We start from the raw sequence: 19,043 nt of genomic DNA on the forward strand, positions 1-19,043 counted from the left end.
AATGCACGAGCGCAATGCTCACAACTTCCCTCTAGATTTGGCTGCTGGTGATTTTGCTCCTGTAGCTCTAACCGCTCCTGCTATCAACGGTTAATTCTGAAGTTTAGCTAAATAAAAAGCGCTCTCCCACATTGGGAGGGCGCTTTTTTGTTATTTGAGTGTGCGGTAGTGTAAAAACAACTCACTTCCAACCTGACGAGTTTCGATGAGTTGCAGATGGGGAGCAACATTGGGAAGAAAACCCTCTCCCTCAACTGGGCTAGGGGCATTCTTTCCTCCATAAATGACAGGCCAAATTGTCAACCACCAATCGTCAATTTTCCCAGCCTTTGCTAGAGCAGCTGTTAAAGAACCGCCTCCCAAAGCTACGATCTTGTGAATACCCCGCTCTGCCATCAAGCTGTAAGCCCGATCCCAGTCTAGGTTTGTATCTCCCAAATCAATTAATTCAGCCAGTTTTTGCAAGGTTGTTGCATCAGAATTGCGCTCTAAACCAGTTTGTGTTGTAAATATCCACCGCTCAATATCTTGACTTAAAAAAGGTAAGTCCGGCGAGAGGTCAAGGGAACCAGAGACAATGCAGGTAATCGGCTGGGGAGACTGACCGCGAACCTTACGTGCTGCTAACAGTTCGGGATTGCGAATTGTAAAGCTTACTCCTTCAGCCCGAATCGTCCCTGCTCCTACCAGAATTAGATCGGCAAGTGAGACTTGATACTCCACGTGTTCTTGATCGGCTGCATCTGAATCACGGGGTGCTTTAGGATCTACGGCGCTGATCTTTCCATCGGCCGTCATTGCAAGAACCACAGTTGTTTGGATAGCTGACATGATTACGTTCTGACGGTTCTTTATAATTTTACCTTTTTGAATCCTTTTCCATGAACAGTTATTGCATTGTGCTTTAAGTCACTTTTCAAGCTATTGCTTAAGGTGGTAAAAGAATTGTTGTTGGATGATTGCCTCTACACAAGAGTCTAGCAAGAGTCATTTTCACCTTTAAGAGACTGTCATGCCCAAACACATATCTGCAATTGTAGTTATCTTAATTTTAATTTTGGGGTTTATATCTCAAGTTAAAGCTGCAACTCCCCGTTCAAGTTGGGTGGAGAATGAAATTTACCAATACAACCATCCCTTTGCTTCTCAATTGCCTCAAGAACTGGCAACAAAAATGCAAAAGATGACAGTTAGCGCCTTCGCCTTTTATCGGGGAACAGATCACATTTTTTATCGTGATATGCAGACCTTGCCAAGCTCAGGTTTTGTAAATTCTTCAACCTCAGCCATTTGGTTAGAAGGAGATATGCATCTGCAAAATCTTGGGGGGATGAGAGATAGCAATGACAACAACATTTTTGACACCACTGATTTTGATGAAGGCTATCTTGGCCCTTACGTTTGGGACTTGCGACGGATGGCAGTCTCCATTCTCTTGGCTGCTAAAGAGAATGGTCTTAGCTCAAGTGATGCTCAAGATATTGTGCGGAATTTCTTGGATGCTTATCTGAATAAGATGAGCGACTTTAAGGGAACCAATGATGAACTATCATATCGTTTGGAATCCAGCAATACCAACGGTGTAGTCAAAGATTTGATTCAAAGTGCATCAGGTAAGAGCCGTTCTAGCTTACTAACTAAATACACTCAGCTAAATAACAGTAACAATCGAGTCTTTCAGACAACCTCGGAACTCCAGCCTGTATCCAGCAGCACCTATTCAGATATTGCTGGAGCTATGAGCAGTTATATCGCCTCAATTCCTAGCAGTAAGCGCTACAACAATAGTTACTACACCCTCAAAGATATTCGCCTCAAATTAGGTTCAGGTACTGGTAGTCTTGGTAAGTATCGATATTACTTGCTGATTGAAGGCCCAAGTTCAGCAACCGACGACGATCGCATTTTGGAGATGAAGCAGGAAGGTAGTAGCGCAGTTGCGATCGCAGTTCCAGGTCTGCTGCCAACTTCAGTTTACGGAAACCAAGAAGGGGCGAGGGTGACAATCGCTATGAAAGCAATGCTCTCCAATACCGATCCCTTAGTTGGCTACACTACGGTCAATAGCATCCCCTTTATGCTGCACGAAAAATCACCCTACCAAGTGGATTTTGACTATACATTGCTAACCACTAAGTCAAAGTTCATGGATGCAATGGGATATGCAGGGAAGGTAGTTGCCAAAAATCATGCCATCTCTGATAAAGACTACGATGCTGCGATCGTTTCTGTAAGTGCGGACAAAGAAGTGACTGATGTTGTGGGCAGTAACAAGTCTGTATTCAAAGACGAAATTGTTAACTTTGCGGTAGACTATGCAACTCAAGTCGAGTATGACTATACAAGTTTTGTCAATGCTTATAACCAAGGAGTGACACTTTACTAGTAGCCTGTCAAACCCATTTTGACGGTTGTAGAGACGGCGATTTATCGCCGTCTCTACAGAAGATTTACTCGCCAATTACAGCGTATTGCAAGTAAATGAATTACACGGGTAGGGGCACAACATGTTGTGCCCCTACGATGATCTGTACCTCACGCCTGTTGCAATCTGCTGTATTTCTTGACAGACTACTAGAACATCGATTCAGTATTGAAAAATTATTTTCATGGGTAAGACAAGGGAAAAATTTGTTCAATAATTCTCCTTTGTCCTATCCCCAGTCAGACGTTGAAATTTTAGAAAGTATCGATCCAATGAATTCACCTGCCGCACATCCGCTAATTGATGAGGTGACATTAACAAACGTTGTCCGTCGTATACTCGACAGTAAAACTGCCATTTTGGGGCAATGGCACGCTGAAGCGATCGCTCACCACATTATTAATAACGTCACAGCCGGTTTGCAGCGTATCACTGGTATTGCTAGCGATCGCAGCAAACAATTCTCTTGGTCAGTTATTCTGAAGATTTTGCACCTGCAACCAGAGAATGCTGGCTCTATTTTCAATTCCTCGCAAGACCCCACACACTGGAATTACTGGCAGCGCGAGGCATTGATATATACATCAGGAATCCTAGATAATTTGACTGGCAACTTAGTAGCCCCCCGTTGTTTCGCTATTACAGAACCATCTGCTAATATTCTCTGGCTGTGGCTGGAGGATATTCAGGGCAGCCCCGGCAGCACTTGGTCTCTGGAACGTTTCGGGGTAGCAGCCCATCACCTTGGCTATTTGCAAGGAAGCTATGTAATGGCACGATCGTTGCCTTCTCAGGCTTGGCTAAGTCGTGACTGGCATCGAGCATGGGTATCCAATATCGATAGTACGGCTTTAGAAGCGTGGCGAGAACCGACTGTATGGCAGCACCCACTACTAAAAGAGATATTTTCCCCAGATGTAGGCGATCGCGTGATGGACTTGTGGAGCGATCGCCACATCCTCCTCGACGCTGTAGACAAAGCACCCTCTACACTCTGCCACTTTGATATTACGCCTAACAACTTGTTTTCTCGGCCTAACGCTTATGGCGATGACCAAACTGTTCTGATCGATTGGTCTTTTGTTGGCTATGGTGTTCTGGGAGAAGACATCATAAATTTGGTGCTGGATAGCATTTTTTTACTGTTCGTCGATGGTTCATCACTGATCCCCTTAGAAAAACTTGTGCTTGAGGGTTATTTAGCAGGGTTGCGTTCTGCTGGCTGGAATGGCGATGAGCGTGTGGTGCGCTTTAATTATGCTGCTGTTGCGGCACTTCATTTTGGTCTAATAGCAGGGAGATTATTATATCTAGTACGCAACGAATCTCGTTACAACTGGCTAGAGCAGCGCTTTGGACGAACTTTTGACGAAATTATCAGATCGAGAGCGATCGCCATTAGTCATGCATTAGAACTAGCAGACGAAGCCCGATTATTGCTTCGCTATTTGTAATTATTTAATCTCCTTTCTCAATAATTCTGGAATCTGAGAAGGGCGTTCAGCTACTGGAACTTGCGCTTCTTTTAAAGCAGCTAATTTACTCTGGGCTGTGCCAAAATTAGGATCGCGTCCGATAACAGTTGCTAAAGTTCCAGTTTGCTGCCAACTCTTTCCAGGTGGCGCAAGTCTTCCTGCAATGTAGGCAATTACCGGTTTATCAATTGCCTCAGCAATGTATCGGGCTGCTGCTTCTTCACTACCACCACCAGGTTGACCGACTAAAACGATCGCCTCTGTAGTTTCATCCTCATCCAGAATTTGCAACCATTGGAGAAATGAGGAACCGACGATCGCATCACTACCAATACTGACACTAATTGACTGACCCAAATCGGCTTTTGTTAATTCAGAAGCAACTTCATAAGTGAGTGTGCTGCTACGACTAACGATCCCCACTGGCCCAGGAGTATAAAACTCGCTAGGTTGAGTACCCAAAAGAATTTTTCCCGGCACAATGATCCCCGGACTGTTGGGCCCGATTATCAAAGTTTCACAGGCTTCAGCTTTGCGGAGTAATTGCACCATATCTAAAGGTGGTACGCCAGCAGTGATAATAATAATCTGGCTAATATGAGATGCGATCGCTTCTAATGCCGCATCTAGCACGTCGTAAGGATCTACACAGATAATTGTTGTGTCAATTACCCCAAATTTTTCTATTACTTCCTCTACTAAGTCAAATACAGGCAATCCATGCAGTTCCTGTCCGCCACATCCCGGATTGACACCAGCTACCAAATTCGTGCCATAAGCTTGCATTTGAGCAACATGAGTGCCTGATATAAATTCACAAAAGCCTTGAATTAATACTTTACTTTCTGGCGTTAGCTTCATAAAAAATTACCGTAAGTTTGACAACCACTAGAGACGCGATTAATCACGTCTGTACAAGATAGACAAGAGAGACGCGATGAATCGCGTCTGTACAAGAGTTTGGAGTTATAAGAATTTTTCTGCCATGCCCCATGCCCCATGCCCCATGCCCCATGCCCAATTAACAATCACAACTTTTTATTAGCAGTTGGTTTAGCAAGACGAACTGCTGCCGCCACTGCCTCATCTAAATTTTCTACCACCAGTAACGCATCGCTATGAGTTTTGAGTGTTGCTAAATGTTTTCTAGGAGTATTAAATTCAGAACCAGCAAGACGGACAACTAAGGGTTTAAAATTCCGCACTTGCCGACTTTTGCTGCCATTAGAACGTACAACCGGTGATTCAATTTCACTATTTTCTTGCTGTACAACTTTGGCTATAACTTCAATTACTTCCTCAGTTTGAGGAATGCTACCCAGAAAGTTAATTAGGATTACTTGAATACTTTTGTCAGCCTCCAGGATTTTCAGACCTGTTTCTAGGCGATCGCGGAAGGTAGTTGGTGTAGTATCGGTGAGGAAAGCATGACGTAGATTTAAACAAACACCCGGATTGCCACCAGCATTGGCAACTAAATCCAAAGTTGCCATTACTGAACCAGTACCATTACCTAAAATACCAATTTTACCATGCATTTTTACACCATCCCAGTCACCTAAAATACCGTTGATTTCAGTACTGGTATGACGGCTAATAATTTTTGCTGCGATCTCCGCTAGATCGGGATGACGCTTGATTGCCCGTTCGTTGATCCTGACTTTACCATTAAGCGCCATAACTTGACCATTAGCACTGACTGCTAAGGGATTTATTTCGACTAAATCCAGGTCTTTTTGCAGAAATAAATGATACATCTTTTCCAAAACGCTGCTTACCGACTGCATCAGCGTCCCCTGTAAACCCATTTTTAAAGCCAATCTTCGCGCATAAAATGGCGAAAATTCCTGTTCCACCACAACATGGTGCATTTTTTCCCCAGCCGATTCCCAATCGATATCTGCTTCTTTGCAACCTAAAAGTACTGGTCGGCAAACAGCAGTATCTAAAACCACTGCGAGATAAAATTCCTGGTTCGCGTCGTATTGAGATTCTGCCAGCACAACTTCTGGCAATTCGCCCCATATTGGTAGACTAAAGATATTTTGCGCTGCTGCGATCGCATCAATTGTCGTTTCGGCAAACCTGACTCCACCAGCTTTTGCCCGTTCTGCTCCATGTACTTGAGATTTCAGTACAATTGGAAAGCGAATTTTTAAACGTTTCAAATCTGTAGGATGGTCAATCCGTTGGGAGGGCAATACCGGAATGCCTATCTTCCCAAACCATTCTTTAACTTGATACTCTAATAAATCCATTGATACACCTTATATTGACACTTTCCAAGCTTTTGGTGAGTGCTGTCTTAATATTTTGCAGCACTTTTATTTCAAAGTTAAGCTTTCGGCAGCTATAAAAATTTATTTTTCATTGATAGATTTTATCGAATTCAGCAAATAAGACACATTAATTTTGATAGCTAACCTGTTTAGGACAGAGCCACAACACTTAATTAATCTCCTCAGTAAGTTTCCTAGCATAGAAGATAACTACCGTTTCTGTCAAAACCCTCTAACCTAGTATCATTTCCTTAACCTTTGGATAATTTTTTCACAACTGTTTTGCAAAATCATAGTTGCAGAGCAGTCGTTACTGTGAATCTAATTGTTGCAAAATAATGCCGTGAAAATACCCAAAAGGTTTATTATTCCCATTTCTATTTGTAATTTATATCTGAAGACAGATTATTTAATTTTGTATCTAGCGCTGTGAAAATGTAGCAGTGCGAACAATAACTGCTTTTTAAATTTTTGGTGAAAAGTCAGAATTTGTGTTAGAAAGTTGGTCGTTCAGATTTTCAGGCTGTGGTTGGTTAAACTGTGCATTCGCATTCAACAAAACTAAAAAGTTCATTTCATCCTCTTAAAAATAATCAAAACAATATAGAAGTTGAGCGGGAAAGCTCTATGAAAGTAGTAGTCCAGCAGGAAGATTTACAGCTTTTAGCCAAAACTTTGCAGGAACAATTGCTTGTAGAAGTTTCATCAGCTGAAGTCTTCGAGGTTAAGTGCGCCGTCACTAAAGACGGATTAATGATTTTAACGCAACATGAATCAGATGTAAGAGTTGACACTCAAATAATCTTTACAGTAATTGAGGAAGCACTTCAGTCTCTAACACCCCACAGAGAGCAGCAAGTACAATGTTTCCTCAGAATTTTTGGTGAACAACTCCCTTATGCCAAATGTTTCTTGACTCTGAAGCAAACGGAGGTATTTGGGGGTGGGGAAGTAGAGGAACCAGAGGAGGAATACTTTTCTCCCATTTCATCCTCGCTTCTAACTTATTCTCCATCACTTGATGAGACTGGGGAAGAGGAACCGTTTGACCCGTTTGCAGATGCGCCGAATTTACCAACTGCAAAGCGAACATTTCAAATCAAACCCATATTTCTGGGTGCAGCTTTGATGGGGATTATGGTTTTAGGTGGTGGTGCTTACTTATTGACTCGCCCTTGTGTGATGTCTGAGTGTAAAGAAATACAAAATGCCCAGCAATTAAAAACAAAATCTCCGCAATTGATGCGTCGCGCCAAGTCTGAAAAAGAATTAGTTGATGTACAACAGCAACTTGCTACAGCTAGTGCAGCCCTGAATGTAATTCCTAGTTGGTCGCCCCGTCACCAGCAGTCGGAAGAACTAAAAACAAGTTTCTCTGGAAGGTCAGAAAAAATCAACCAGGTGGTCAAGGCTTTGCAGACGGCATCTTTGGCGACACAAAAAGTTCAAACTCCTGCATCTAGCCTAGAGGAATTACAAGCTAGGCAACACATCTGGCGACAGGCTATAGCGCCACTAGAAACTATAAGTCCCGATAGTGAACTTTATGGGCTAGTGCAAGGTAAATTGCTTAATTATCGTGTCCGTTTGCACGCCGTAAATCAGCAAATATTTATTGAGGAAAAATGGCTAAAAAAACTCACAGCAGCAAAAGCTGTGGCTAGTTCAGCCGTGAAGCGAGAAGCTACTGCTAAATCTTTGAATGACTGGCAAAAGGTTCAGTCTAATTGGTTGGTGGCGATTAATGCTTTGAATAGCATTCCCCTAACTAGTGCTGGATACCAAGAAGCCCAAAAGTTACTGGTAGATTATAAACCTAAGTTTGTAGTAGCACGCGATCGCGCTACTAAAGAACAATTAGCTCTTAAAACCTACCAACAAGCCAGTATCACCGCCAACCAAGCCAAACTATATCAGCAACAAAACCAATGGCAAGCAGCAGCAACATACTGGGATCAGGCTTTGCAAACTGCTAAAAAAGTTCCCCAAGATAGCTTGTACTACACTCAGGCTCAGTCTCTCATCGAACCCTATTCAGCAGCCCTAAAACAAGCACAAGAAAAAGTACAAGTTGTTAGTAGTTTCGAGCAAACCCGCTCTGACTTGGATAAAACCTGTATTAATGGAATTCGGATTTGCACGTTTAGCATAGACAATACAGGAATTATTGTCCGGCTAACCCCTGAGTATGACCAAGTACGGCAAAATAACTTAGCTAATCCTTATTCTGAAAATTCTAGTACTAGTATTGACGTTACCAATCACTTGCAAATCTTAAGGGAAGCCTTAGCTGTAATTGCTGAAAATGCCAACCTGTCCCTTTCCCTCTACGATTCTAAAAACCAGGTAATTTATACCCGGACTTTGGGCGGGTAAGTATACAAGTAGAACAATATAAAGTTTTGTTAAACAATGCGTAATTCTCACAAATCAACCTGAAACACTCATTGACAGTAACTTTTTTAACTGAAGGGAAAAGTCATGAATGGAAATATCGATATTGATCTTACTAAGGTAAAACAATCTTCTCTACAAGAAGAGATAACAGAACCTAATGATAGTGAAACAGATGAAACTACCCTGATTGAGTCAGAAAATGACCTCATGCAGAAAGACAGGACAGTACGACTTGCTGGCGCAACGATAAAACCACCCCCAATTAAACAAGAGATATTTACTGAACCTAAGATAATTGTCTAGTTTTAGATATTGCTTTTGCTAATCAGCAAGACGAGAGTATTAGGGTGTCCGCCAAGATATGTGCAAAAGTCTGATTCGTTGTAAATCATTGTAGTCTTAATGATTAAAACTTTTGCTATATCTTGGTTTAAGTCTTCAGTTTTAGTCTTTCGTCCAGATAAAGATATTACTAAAAAAGCTCATTTATTTATGGGCAACTGCAAAGGATTATTGGGGCGAAAGCTTGGTTTTTCAGTGCTAAATTTTGATTAGCTCTCTATCATTTTTGGGCAAGCTAGTAATCAAGAAAGTATTGCAATTTACAGGTATCTCGGCGGACACCCTATTACTTTCTTTGCACTTCCTCAATATTTCATATTCCAGCTAACTCGAAATTTTTTTGTAATTTGTTTATGAAACAGCGCTTTTATATGTTGTGGAGTGCTTGCGGTATCTCCCTGTATTTAGCAACTGCGACCACAACTATTGTCCAGGCTCAATCTATTCAAATAGATGGAACTACCCCAACCACACCAGACACATGTACTGGAACTTGCAATATTGGAGGTGGGCTTCAACGTGGGAGCAATCTTTTTCACAGTTTTTCTCAATTTAATGTGGATGCAGGAGCAACAGTTCTATTCCTCGATCCGGGAGTAAGGAACATTTTGACTAGAGTAACAGGGAATGCCCCCTCCAACATTCTCGGAACATTAGGTGTATCAGGGGGTAATGCCAACCTATTTTTGATAAATCCCAATGGGATTATCTTTGGAGAGAACGCCAAGCTGCAAGTTGGGGGGTCATTTGTCGGAACTACAGCTAATGCTATTCAATTTGGCAATCAGGGCTTTTTTAGAGCTTCTGCTTCCGAGGTTCCATTATTGACAGTCAATCCTTCAGCCTTGTTTTATCAGAGTGCTAACGGAGCAATCCAAAACAAATCAAGTGTATTAGTAGGAAAAGATTCAACAGGCTTAGATGTATATGGACTGAGGGTTCCTGATGGACGGAGTTTGTTACTAGTTGGTGGAGAGGTGAACTTAAACGGAGGAAGATTAAACGCTTTTGGCGGTCGAATAGAATTAGGAGGATTAGCTGAAGCAGGAGTAATAGGGTTAGATGTTGATAATAACAATTTGCGCTTAAGTTTTCCTGAAAATACTGCATTAGCAGATGTATCATTTAGCAATGGAGCTAAAGCTGATGTAACTGTTAATGATGGCGGTAGTATCACCGTCAATGCAGGAAATATAAATATTTCAGGAGATACAACTAGGCTTTTTAGCGGCATAAGGGTAGGAAGAGTTGGCGCTCAAGCTGGAGATATTACACTCAATGCCACGGGAGCAGTGACCGTTACAGACGGGAGTAGAATTCTTAACAGAGTGCTATCTGGAGCGCAAGGCAATAGTGGCAACATCAATATTAATGCTGGCTCGCTCTCTTTAAGCAACGGTGGTCAAGTGCAATCCGCAACTTTTGGTGAAGGAAACGCTGGAAATGTGAACATTGATGTCGGTAATGGTGCTGTTACAGTTGTTGGTAATGGGGCTGCTACCATTCCTGGTAATGAGTCTCGTATCGATAGCAGTGTGCAAGAAGCAGGAATAGGTAACAGTGGCAACATCAAAATCACGGCGAGGGATCTTTCTATAAGGGATGGGGGTTTTGTGAATACCGGAACCTATGGACAGGGAAATGCTGGAAACATATTAGTGCAGGTTTGGGATCTTGTCTCTCTTGAATCATTTATAGAGAGTGGAATTTTTAGTATTGTGTCGGACGGAGCAATAGGTAATGGTGGTGAAATTAACATCACGACTCGAACACTTTCTTTAAATGGCGGATCTCAAATAGGTGCTTCTGTTCTCAGTGAAAGGGAAGGAAGCCTTGGAGGGAAAGGCAATGGGGGAAATATCATAGTCAATGCATCAGATTCTGTGACTATTTCAGGCAGTAGTGCTGAAACAGATTTTTCTAGTGGCTTACTTACAGCTACCGAGACAGGTGCTGAAGGTTTAGCAGGCAATATTACCGTTAATACAAGGCATTTTCGGATAACAGATGGTGGCATTGTAAATAGTCAAACTTTCAATCAAAGTAATGCAGGTAACATTACTATTAATGCGACTACCTTTGAAGCCATTAATGGTGGACAAGTTATCACTGCTACTAGCAGTTCTGGGCAAGCAGGGAATATTACCGTTAATGCTACTGACAGCATTACACTTTCTGGAAGTGACCCCACCTTCGCTCAAAGAAAGACTAACGCCGACATTAATTTTCCGGGAGAGAATAGAGTTGGAAATGAAGGAGCTACCAGTGGGCTGTTTGCTAGTACCCGAACTAACTCTACAGGTTCAGGAGGCGACATAGCGATCGCAACTCAAAAATTGGTTGTCCAAGATGAAGCTCAAGTAAGCGTTAGTAGCAAGGGAACAGGAGATGCAGGCAATCTTGATATAAATGCACATAGCATCAGTTTGGACAACCAAGTAAAACTCACTTCTGAAACCTCATCAGGTAAAGGTGGAGATATTTCTCTACAAGTGCGGGACTTATTACTCATGCGTCGCAACAGCCAAATATCCACTGATGCCGCGAATGATGGAGATGGCGGAAATATCACCATCAATGCACCTAATGGCTTCATTGTCGCCCCTCCCTTCGGAAATAGCGATATTACCGCCAATGCCTACTTTGGCTCTGGTGGAAAAATTAAAATTACTACTAAAAACATCTTTGGATTTGTGCGGCGCACAGGTGCAGATATAGCAAAGCTCGATCCAACAGGCGAAAATAAACCGAGTAATCTACAAACAAATGATATTACGGCGTTTTCTCAACAGAACCCTTCATTAGATGGCACTGTCCAAATAAACTCACCAGATGCTAATCCCAGTAAAGGATTAGTGGAATTGCCCCTAAATCTGGTTGATACTTCCCAGCAAATTGTTGCTGATTGCAGTTCTGGTGGAAAAACAGGAAGGAGTTCCTTGATTGCTACTGGGCGTGGAGGACTCGTAGACGATCCTACGCAGCCATTGATAGCTGATGATGCGGTGCTGGTAGATTGGATTGCACTCTCTCCAGAAATCAAGAATCGTGCTAACGGTATTCAGAAAAGAGCGGTTGTTCACAAGCAGCAAAACACAGAAGAAAAATTACAGAAGGTTAATTCTGTCAACGAACCTACTCAAATTGTGGAAGCTCAAGGTTGGGTAATCGATGCCGATGGTAACGTGGTTTTGGTTGCTCAAGTACCCACTGCAATGCCTCATAACTTTTCACTCACCTCTAAATCTTGCCCTGCTAATTAGATGATACTAAAAATCACGTCTGTCGTAGGGGCACTAAAATGCGGATCTATTTACCATTAAAAAATAATTATTGAAGAAGAATTCAGAAATCAGAATTCAGGAGTTTAGTAATCTGTCAGGCTAGTAATGAAAAGTTTGTAGTATAGCAGTTCCCATTCAGATGCGGTACAAGATTAACCGCGAAGTGTAAGGGCACGGCACTGCCGTGCCCCTACGGGTGTACCTCACTCGACCGAGAACCGCTATAAGCACTTTAGTGCTTAGAAAATAAGGACTGAAGTCCTTACTACGAACTTTCTTACCCGACTATTAGCACAGATCAACGATAATTCGGTCAATTAGTGTACCTTATAACTTCGGGAAGTGCTATATTAACTGCGCGGCAGAATTAAAAAACTGACGACACAACCCCCTAGTAAGCAAAATTGTTGTCAGTAGGTTAGCGAAAGCAACCATGAAAATAATTAAAATTTCGTAAGATACAGCATCCAAGGGTTTTACACCAGCTAACAATTGTCCGGTGGTAATGCCTGGTATTGCCACCATCCCAATGAGGATCATTTGATTGAGAGTCGGAATCAATCCGGCTCTGATAGCGTCTTTGCGATATAGGCTAACTGCTTGTTGGGGCGTTGCACCTAAGCTCAAGTGGGTTTCTATTTCGAGATGGCTGGAATTAATTGTGCTGACAAGACGTTCGCCTGCGATCGCAGCTGCATTGGTAGCATTACCCAAAACTATCCCTACTAAGGGGATTATATACTGTGCTTGGTACCATCTTTCTGGTTGAATAATCAAGAAGTTGGTGTAAAACACTGTCAGGGCAGTACTAATAAAAATTGCACCCCACACCAAAGGCAACAAATGAGGAATTTTTTGGCTGATGCGATTTCGTGCGACAATCGCCGTAATTGTCAGCATTATTGCTAATAGCGCTAAAACTGCCCAAGCATTGTCTAAAGCCAAGATGAAATCTAAAATGTATCCCAATACAAGAAGTTGTAAGATGGTTCTCCCAGTCGCAAGGGCTAGGTTTAACTCTAATCCTAATTTTTCCCAGGCAGATAAACCAATGGCGATCGCCATCAATCCCACAGCAATAGCTAAATCGACGAAATCCAGCTTGATCATATCCTGCATGGGTTCTCTATCTCCTAGTATTTTCTTCTCAAAGCAGCCCACACACCTGGAACTTTGATCCGATGTGTTGGATCTTGGTTGATATATATCACCTTCATCAATTCAAAATTCCAATTCTTAAAAAAGCAATCTCTGAAGCTTTTGCCCAAGGGATAGAGGGGATTGTAGTTTCCCCAGTGAAGGTTAAACTTCCAAACTAGTAATCTGGACATTTGTCTATATTATTAGCAACTATGTGTACTATCTGTAAATTAAATGTGCGGTAATCTACCGCCCGACAATTTAAGTAAAAACCCTAACAGATGCGTATCTTGGGCGATAGTCTTTTAGTAGCTCCTTTTTGATTAACAATTCAATCAGCAAAAATTGACTCTCGAAGTGCATCCTTTGTATCTTCCGATAAAATTAGAACTCATGATCCAAAGTGTAAATCCCATCCCTGCTTTTGATATCAAGCAGCAATACACCACCATCGAAGCAGAAGTAAGTGCAGCCGTCTTAGAAGTTCTGGCTTCTGGGCGCTATATTGGCGGCCCCTTAGTCGAAGGCTTTGAGCAACAATTTGCTGCTTACAATACTGTTACTCAATGTGTAGCTTGTAATTCTGGTACTGATGCGCTCTACTTAGCGTTACGAGTCTTAGAAATTGGTGCAGGCGATGAAGTGATTACAACGCCTTTCACCTTTATTGCGACATCTGAAGTAATTAGCGCCGTGGGTGCAAAGCCTGTTTTCGTTGACATTGATGCTACTACGTTTAATTTGGATGTGGAGCAAGTAGCGGCAGCGATTACACCCAAAACTAAAGCGATTATCCCGGTTCACCTATTTGGACAACCTGTGGATATGACATCATTAATGGCGATCGCTCAGTCTCACAATTTGTCAATAATTGAAGATTGCGCTCAGTCTACAGGTGCAAAGTGGGCTGATGAAAGAGTCGGAAGTATTGGACATATTGGTTGCTTTAGTTTCTACCCTACCAAAAATCTTGGCGGTTGCGGCGATGGCGGAGCAATCACGACTAACGATCCTGCGATCGCTACTAAACTGCGAATACTACGGGATCATGGTAGTAAAGTTCGATATTTACACGAGGAAATCGGTGTAAATAGCCGCTTAGATGCTCTCCAAGCAGCCATCTTGCAGATTAAGCTGCGTTATTTAGATACTTGGAACAATCGCCGTCGAGATATCGCCAATTATTACTATCACTTCCTGAGCCAAATTCCGGGAATCGTCCCACCTCAAGAATTACCCGGAGGTATTGGAGTATGGAATCAATACACTATTCGCATTTCAGGCGAAGGGCGAAATGGTTCTAGCGCCAAATATCGAGATTGGGTACGTAGTCAATTACAAGAACAGGGCGTAAGTTCAATGATTTACTACCCATACCCTTTACATTTGCAGCCAGTTTATCAAAATCTGGGTTATCAAATTGGGGACTTACCAATAGCAGAGCAAGCTTGCCATGAAGTCATATCTTTGCCCATGTTCCCAGAATTGACACAACAGCAGCAAGATCAGGTTATTTATGGGTTGAAAGAAGTTATGAGTTAGATGTTAGAGGTTAGAAGTTTGGAATGAATAAGTTTCTTCAAATCATCACTCCTAACTCCTAACTCCTAACTCCTAACTCCTAACTTATTTCATTACTGCATTTGCAGTCGCCAAGGCTTCTACCAAGCCACGTACAGCCGCAATCATGGCTATTTCGCTATTGAGTTGGTTGATGGCGGAACCAACACCCACACCGGCTGCACCAGATGCGATCGCTAATGGTGCTGTAACGTTAGAAATACCAGAAGCACACAATACTGGTACTGACACCACACGGGATATTTCAAAAGCTGCTGCCAAGGTGGGAGCAGCTTTTTCAATTAATCCTAAAGTTCCAGGGTGAACTGGGTTACTGCTAGTACCGCCTTCGGTTTGGATAATATCTGCTCCAGCTTTCACCAGTTCTTCGGCTAACTGTACCTGTTGATCTAGTTCCAAAATGTGGGGAACTGTGACAGATAAGGTGATTTCTGGGAAGATAGCGCGGGTTTGCTTAGTCAACGCTAGCACTTCCAAAGCCTCAAAGCGGCGACCTTGAGCATAGAAGGAATCGAAATTCCCGATTTCAATTAAATCAGCGCCAGCTTCCACAGCTTGCACAAATTTTTCTGGTTCGACTGCCGATACACAAATTGGCAATTTTGTCAAACTTTTAGCTAATTGTACCAAAGCGCGATCGGCGGCAATATCGACAAAAGTAGCACCGCCAAATTCAGCGGCTTTGACAGTAGCAGCAACGTTAGCAGCGTCGAAGTTATTCAAGCCGCTAATCACTTTCAGAACGCGGCGGTTATTAAATGCACGTTGGAGTGTAGGATGCATCGTCATGGTTAGGCTTTTGAAGCTATGAGAATTATAAATTAGGTATATTCTACCGTTACTCAGTTGATGAGGAACTAAATAACTATGGCAGTCACCAAATTTTGATTTTGGTAAGCTGCACCCAGAGCGATCGCGTAAACTTAGTCTGAATACCTATTAAAAATTTACTCTCCCAATTCAGCTAAGTATTAAATGCAGCACAATAAGCTGAAAATACTTTAATTTGCATCCTCAAAAAAATAAATCTCTTGTGGGGTGGGCATCTTGCCCGCCTTAGCTGTGGAAATTAAATGCACGACAGCTTACTACCGTAAAGCGGTAGGGGCAATTCATGAATTGCCCCTACCTAAAAATCGGAGTTTTGGCTATGTTTTCGTAAATCCTGTTAAATTATTCTTTCCAAAAGGAAGATATGACTGAAGAAATCATGGCAAATTTTGACGATAAAGAAATACTTGAACTCTGGGATAATAGAGCTAGAGACTGGGATATTCAAGTTGGCGATGGTGGTGACAGCAATCGAATTCTGAACTCAGATCCAGTACTATGGAGTTTCGCTGGTAACGTTGCGGGATTGTCTGTCCTTGATGCTGGTTGTGGCACAGGATATCTGACACGTCAGCTTTGCCTTAAAGGGGCCAATGTAACTGGTATAGATTTTTCTCCTCAGATGATAGAAATTGCCCAATTCAGAGCTAGCCAAAATAATCTAGATATAGATTTTCATTTGGATTCATGTACTGAACTGAAGTCACTTCCAGATGAGAAATTTGATATGATCGTCTCAAATTACGTTCTCATGGATTTGCTCGATCTCGAAGGAGCAATAAAAGCATTCAATCGTGTTCTCAAGCCTAATGGTATTGCAATCCTTGTGTTTTCACATCCTTGCTTTTCCCAAGGCAACACGATTACTGTAAATGAGGATGGGACGGTTTTTTATGGTTGGACTTCTTCTTACTTTGAAAGGACACAACGCAACGAGCAACCTTGGAAGCATTTTACAACACCATTTATCTGGTTTCACCGTCCTCTTTCCGATTACTGGAAAGTTTTCAAAGCAGCAGGTTTTTCTGTAGACGAATTTGAAGAGCCAAGAATTACCCCAGAGCGATATCATCTTGCAGAAAACGACCGGAAGCTCTTCAATTACAAAACACGTCCCTATTCGGTAGTTTTTAAACTCCTGAAGGTTAAAGGATTATAATAGCAACCCATAAACTTCTAGTACAGCACGACTTAAATAAACCACCATTATGAAATATCTAAAATCCCACTTGCCATAATTACGAATTACGTTAGGAGTCATCGAGCATCATTACGAATTACTCTCTTTTACCAGTATCCTAGTCAAACTCTAGAGGCCACAAATCTGCAATTGGTACTTCCCATCCTGGGAGCAAATCGGGAACTGTTAAAATATCGCCATCACGAAGTATTATTGCTTCTTTTTCAAAGTTATAAACTTCAACAATCCGCTCATCTGGATTTAGCAAAATTCCTACTTTAGTTCCCAAACTCAGAAATTCTTGAATTTTGGCTCTCAGATCCTCTAAATTATCACTAGGAGACTTCACCTCTACAGTCAAATCGGGAGCCAATTGAGCAAAAGACTTGGGACTGCGACGCAAGCGTTCGGCTAAAACAAATGAAGCATCTGGTGTGCGTAAATCTGAATTGGGCAATCTGAAACCAGCGCTAGAAGCTGCTATTCGTCCCAGTTTGCGCGGTTTAACCCAGTTACGTAATTCGGCAATCATCGCTGCTGCAACTTCATCTGATTCGTATCCTGATGGACTCATAAAAATAATATTACCCTTAACTAGTTCCATGCGATAGTCAGGGTGCTGTTGCTGCATTTTTTCAAAGTCTTCAAGGGTTAGGGACATAAAAACCTCTGATCATCACACGCCCTGTATCTATATTAATTATGGAATTATGGAGACAACAGACCTCTCTAGGGTAGGTTCGCTCCATTAATTCGCCAGTCATCGCCAAACTATCACTCCAAATAAGTAAGTAAGTGGGCGTAAATAATTAAAGGTTTGTAGTAAGGGCTTTAGCCCTGAGAATAGGGCTAAAGCCCTTACTAAGAGCGAATTTAATTATTTTTACATTGCGTAACATAGTTTGATTTCTTCTTGCCCACCTACTTAGGTGAAAAAACAGGACTAAGCAGTAAAATCGAATGAATATTATTTGTTATTCATTTACCGTAATAAACCCTGGCATTCCGGTAGCCTATATTTCGCAGATATTTATTCCACTCTTCAGCTTGAAATCGATTAGAAAAAGGCCCTATTGCTACGTGTGGCCCTCGTGGTTGCGTCCTTTCGATAACTCCGCCAGATTGTCCTAAATCTTGACTAAATCGGGCTAGATTCTGCCTAATTTGCGATCCGGTTGCAGATAACTGTTCTTGAGTGGTGGGAATAGCGACATAATATCTAGAGGCTTGCTTGGGAGGATTTATGTTATTGCGATCGCTGCCTACAAAGCCTCTATTTCCTGCCTCTATTTCCTGTCCATTAGCAAAGCTGAGAATTCGGGCGTTATATATGCCCCGTGACTGTAACTCATTTACCCGTTGTTGGGCGTTAGATACTCTGTTAAAAACACCTGACTGAATTACATTCCTTCCTTGATATTGGCGAATGTAAGCACTGGGTTCAATCCGACGGATTGCTTGTAGCGTCTGGAAATCACTAGCATCTACGTAAACTAAGTAACGCTCAAAGTTCTGGTTATATTGACTAAACTGTGAAGGTTGAGAGGGTTGGAAATTCTGGTCAAACTGATTGTTTTGTACTGATTGAGAGGGCTGAAAATCCTGCCCAAACTGATTATTTGGCAATGGTTGGGAGGGCTGAAAATCCTGCTCAAACTGATTATCCTGTGCTGGTTGTAACTGCGGTGATGGCTGTTGACCAAAGGGAATTATTGGCGGTGACGGTAAAATTTCACCTGTTTGAGCCAATAGGAAGTTGTTGGGGATTTGTGTTTGTGCTGGGCTAGAGTCGGGAATCAGCACTAACCATCCCCCCACTAGCAGGGGAAGAAGTCTGATAGTGGGCTTCCAACCTTTAGAACTTCTGCGCAGCATCTGAAATGGGGTAAGTTTACTTGATATTCCTCTCAACATAGTAGTTAGATAGTCAAAATATTTTTAGGGAATCTCTGTCAGGAACTTTAGTTTACCGTTGTAGCAACTATATAGCATCACCTGTAAAATTAGCTCATCTGCGGGGCAAAAAATTCATCTTTCAGAGGGAACAGGGAATAGCGAACAGGGAACAAGAGAAACCCACGGCTGAAAAACCAAAGTGCTTTGGTAGCA

Annotated in this window: 14 protein-coding genes and 1 pseudogene; 8 read left to right on the top strand and 7 right to left on the bottom strand. The window is 42.1% G+C overall.

Features of this window, described 5'->3' with window-relative positions; translation table 11 throughout:
• A pseudogene (locus tag V7K98_RS20245) lies at window positions 1–94 on the top strand (photosystem II protein D1); the annotation flags it as partial.
• 56 nt (window positions 95–150) lie between these two features.
• Here V7K98_RS20245 and V7K98_RS20250 read toward each other — a convergent pair.
• Window positions 151–831 carry a RibD family protein gene (locus V7K98_RS20250; RefSeq protein WP_335025007.1) on the bottom strand — a complete coding sequence of 227 codons (681 nt, stop codon included), beginning with the start codon at window positions 829–831 and terminating at the stop codon, window positions 151–153.
• Between the two features lie 181 nt (window positions 832–1,012).
• On the opposite strand from V7K98_RS20250, the gene V7K98_RS20255 reads away from it, so the two are divergent.
• Window positions 1,013–2,386, top strand: coding sequence for a DUF2252 domain-containing protein (locus V7K98_RS20255; RefSeq protein ID WP_335025009.1), 1,374 nt, complete (start codon window positions 1,013–1,015; stop codon window positions 2,384–2,386).
• A gap of 245 nt (window positions 2,387–2,631) precedes the next feature.
• Window positions 2,632–3,879, top strand: a complete 1,248-nt coding sequence (locus V7K98_RS20260; protein WP_335025011.1) for a phosphotransferase — start codon at window positions 2,632–2,634, stop codon at window positions 3,877–3,879.
• Here the strand turns inward: V7K98_RS20260 and V7K98_RS20265 are convergent, their stop codons facing one another.
• Entirely contained in the window at window positions 3,880–4,761 is an 882-nt protein-coding gene (locus V7K98_RS20265) for a succinate--CoA ligase subunit alpha (RefSeq protein WP_335025013.1), read from the bottom strand. It abuts the gene before it with no gap.
• 167 nt (window positions 4,762–4,928) lie between these two features.
• Window positions 4,929–6,158, bottom strand: a complete 1,230-nt coding sequence (locus V7K98_RS20270; protein WP_335025015.1) for a succinate--CoA ligase subunit beta — start codon at window positions 6,156–6,158, stop codon at window positions 4,929–4,931.
• Between the two features lie 648 nt (window positions 6,159–6,806).
• Here V7K98_RS20270 and V7K98_RS20275 point away from each other — a divergent pair.
• The 3 genes from V7K98_RS20275 (at window position 6,807) to V7K98_RS20285 (ending at window position 12,181) form a co-directional block, all read left to right on the top strand.
• Window positions 6,807–8,555 carry a hypothetical protein gene (locus tag V7K98_RS20275; protein WP_335025017.1) on the top strand — a complete coding sequence of 583 codons (1,749 nt, stop codon included), beginning with the start codon at window positions 6,807–6,809 and terminating at the stop codon, window positions 8,553–8,555.
• A gap of 105 nt (window positions 8,556–8,660) precedes the next feature.
• On the top strand, window positions 8,661–8,879 hold the full coding sequence (locus V7K98_RS20280) for a hypothetical protein (RefSeq protein ID WP_335025019.1): 219 nt from the start codon (window positions 8,661–8,663) through the stop codon (window positions 8,877–8,879).
• A 392-nt stretch (window positions 8,880–9,271) separates the two neighbouring features.
• Window positions 9,272–12,181, top strand: a complete 2,910-nt coding sequence (locus V7K98_RS20285) for a two-partner secretion domain-containing protein (protein WP_335025021.1) — start codon at window positions 9,272–9,274, stop codon at window positions 12,179–12,181.
• Window positions 12,182–12,547: 366 nt separating this feature from the next.
• Here the strand turns inward: V7K98_RS20285 and V7K98_RS20290 are convergent, their stop codons facing one another.
• Window positions 12,548–13,321 (bottom strand): ABC transporter permease, encoded by a 774-nt coding sequence (locus tag V7K98_RS20290; RefSeq protein WP_335025023.1) that lies wholly within the window; start codon window positions 13,319–13,321, stop codon window positions 12,548–12,550.
• Between the two features lie 414 nt (window positions 13,322–13,735).
• On the opposite strand from V7K98_RS20290, the gene V7K98_RS20295 reads away from it, so the two are divergent.
• Entirely contained in the window at window positions 13,736–14,884 is a 1,149-nt protein-coding gene (locus V7K98_RS20295) for a DegT/DnrJ/EryC1/StrS family aminotransferase (RefSeq protein ID WP_335025025.1), read from the top strand.
• An 84-nt stretch (window positions 14,885–14,968) separates the two neighbouring features.
• On the opposite strand, the gene V7K98_RS20300 is transcribed toward V7K98_RS20295, so the two are convergent.
• The gene (locus V7K98_RS20300) at window positions 14,969–15,712 is read right to left on the bottom strand and encodes a DUF561 domain-containing protein (RefSeq protein ID WP_335025027.1); all 744 of its coding nucleotides are present in this window, start codon (window positions 15,710–15,712) and stop codon (window positions 14,969–14,971) included.
• A 406-nt stretch (window positions 15,713–16,118) separates the two neighbouring features.
• Between V7K98_RS20300 and V7K98_RS20305 the strand changes: the two genes are divergently transcribed.
• Window positions 16,119–16,913, top strand: coding sequence for a class I SAM-dependent methyltransferase (locus tag V7K98_RS20305; protein WP_335025030.1), 795 nt, complete (start codon window positions 16,119–16,121; stop codon window positions 16,911–16,913).
• Window positions 16,914–17,052: 139 nt separating this feature from the next.
• Here the strand turns inward: V7K98_RS20305 and V7K98_RS20310 are convergent, their stop codons facing one another.
• Both V7K98_RS20310 and V7K98_RS20315 read right to left on the bottom strand, forming a co-directional pair.
• Window positions 17,053–17,595, bottom strand: a complete 543-nt coding sequence (locus tag V7K98_RS20310; RefSeq protein WP_335025032.1) for a Uma2 family endonuclease — start codon at window positions 17,593–17,595, stop codon at window positions 17,053–17,055.
• Window positions 17,596–17,912: 317 nt separating this feature from the next.
• The gene (locus V7K98_RS20315) at window positions 17,913–18,809 is read right to left on the bottom strand and encodes a hypothetical protein (RefSeq protein WP_335025034.1); all 897 of its coding nucleotides are present in this window, start codon (window positions 18,807–18,809) and stop codon (window positions 17,913–17,915) included.
• Between the last annotated feature and the right edge of the window lie 234 nt (window positions 18,810–19,043).

It is taken from the genome of Nostoc sp., assembly GCF_036917435.1.
Classification (GTDB): Bacteria; Cyanobacteriota; Cyanobacteriia; order Cyanobacteriales; family Nostocaceae; genus Nostoc.

Bases quoted from the DNA above. Each gene is read 5' to 3' on its own strand.
- V7K98_RS20265 (WP_335025013.1), bottom strand. From the start codon at position 4,761: ATGAAGCTAACGCCAGAAAGTAAAGTATTAATTCAAGGCTTTTGTGAA.
- V7K98_RS20285 (WP_335025021.1), top strand. From the start codon at position 9,272: ATGAAACAGCGCTTTTATATGTTGTGGAGTGCTTGCGGTATCTCCCTG.
- V7K98_RS20310 (WP_335025032.1), bottom strand. From the start codon at position 17,595: ATGTCCCTAACCCTTGAAGACTTTGAAAAAATGCAGCAACAGCACCCT.
- V7K98_RS20315 (WP_335025034.1), bottom strand. From the start codon at position 18,809: ATGCTGCGCAGAAGTTCTAAAGGTTGGAAGCCCACTATCAGACTTCTT.
- V7K98_RS20280 (WP_335025019.1), top strand. From the start codon at position 8,661: ATGAATGGAAATATCGATATTGATCTTACTAAGGTAAAACAATCTTCT.
- V7K98_RS20295 (WP_335025025.1), top strand. From the start codon at position 13,736: ATGATCCAAAGTGTAAATCCCATCCCTGCTTTTGATATCAAGCAGCAA.
- V7K98_RS20300 (WP_335025027.1), bottom strand. From the start codon at position 15,712: ATGACGATGCATCCTACACTCCAACGTGCATTTAATAACCGCCGCGTT.
- V7K98_RS20250 (WP_335025007.1), bottom strand. From the start codon at position 831: ATGTCAGCTATCCAAACAACTGTGGTTCTTGCAATGACGGCCGATGGA.
- V7K98_RS20275 (WP_335025017.1), top strand. From the start codon at position 6,807: ATGAAAGTAGTAGTCCAGCAGGAAGATTTACAGCTTTTAGCCAAAACT.
- V7K98_RS20290 (WP_335025023.1), bottom strand. From the start codon at position 13,321: ATGCAGGATATGATCAAGCTGGATTTCGTCGATTTAGCTATTGCTGTG.
- V7K98_RS20270 (WP_335025015.1), bottom strand. From the start codon at position 6,158: ATGGATTTATTAGAGTATCAAGTTAAAGAATGGTTTGGGAAGATAGGC.
- V7K98_RS20305 (WP_335025030.1), top strand. From the start codon at position 16,119: ATGACTGAAGAAATCATGGCAAATTTTGACGATAAAGAAATACTTGAA.
- V7K98_RS20255 (WP_335025009.1), top strand. From the start codon at position 1,013: ATGCCCAAACACATATCTGCAATTGTAGTTATCTTAATTTTAATTTTG.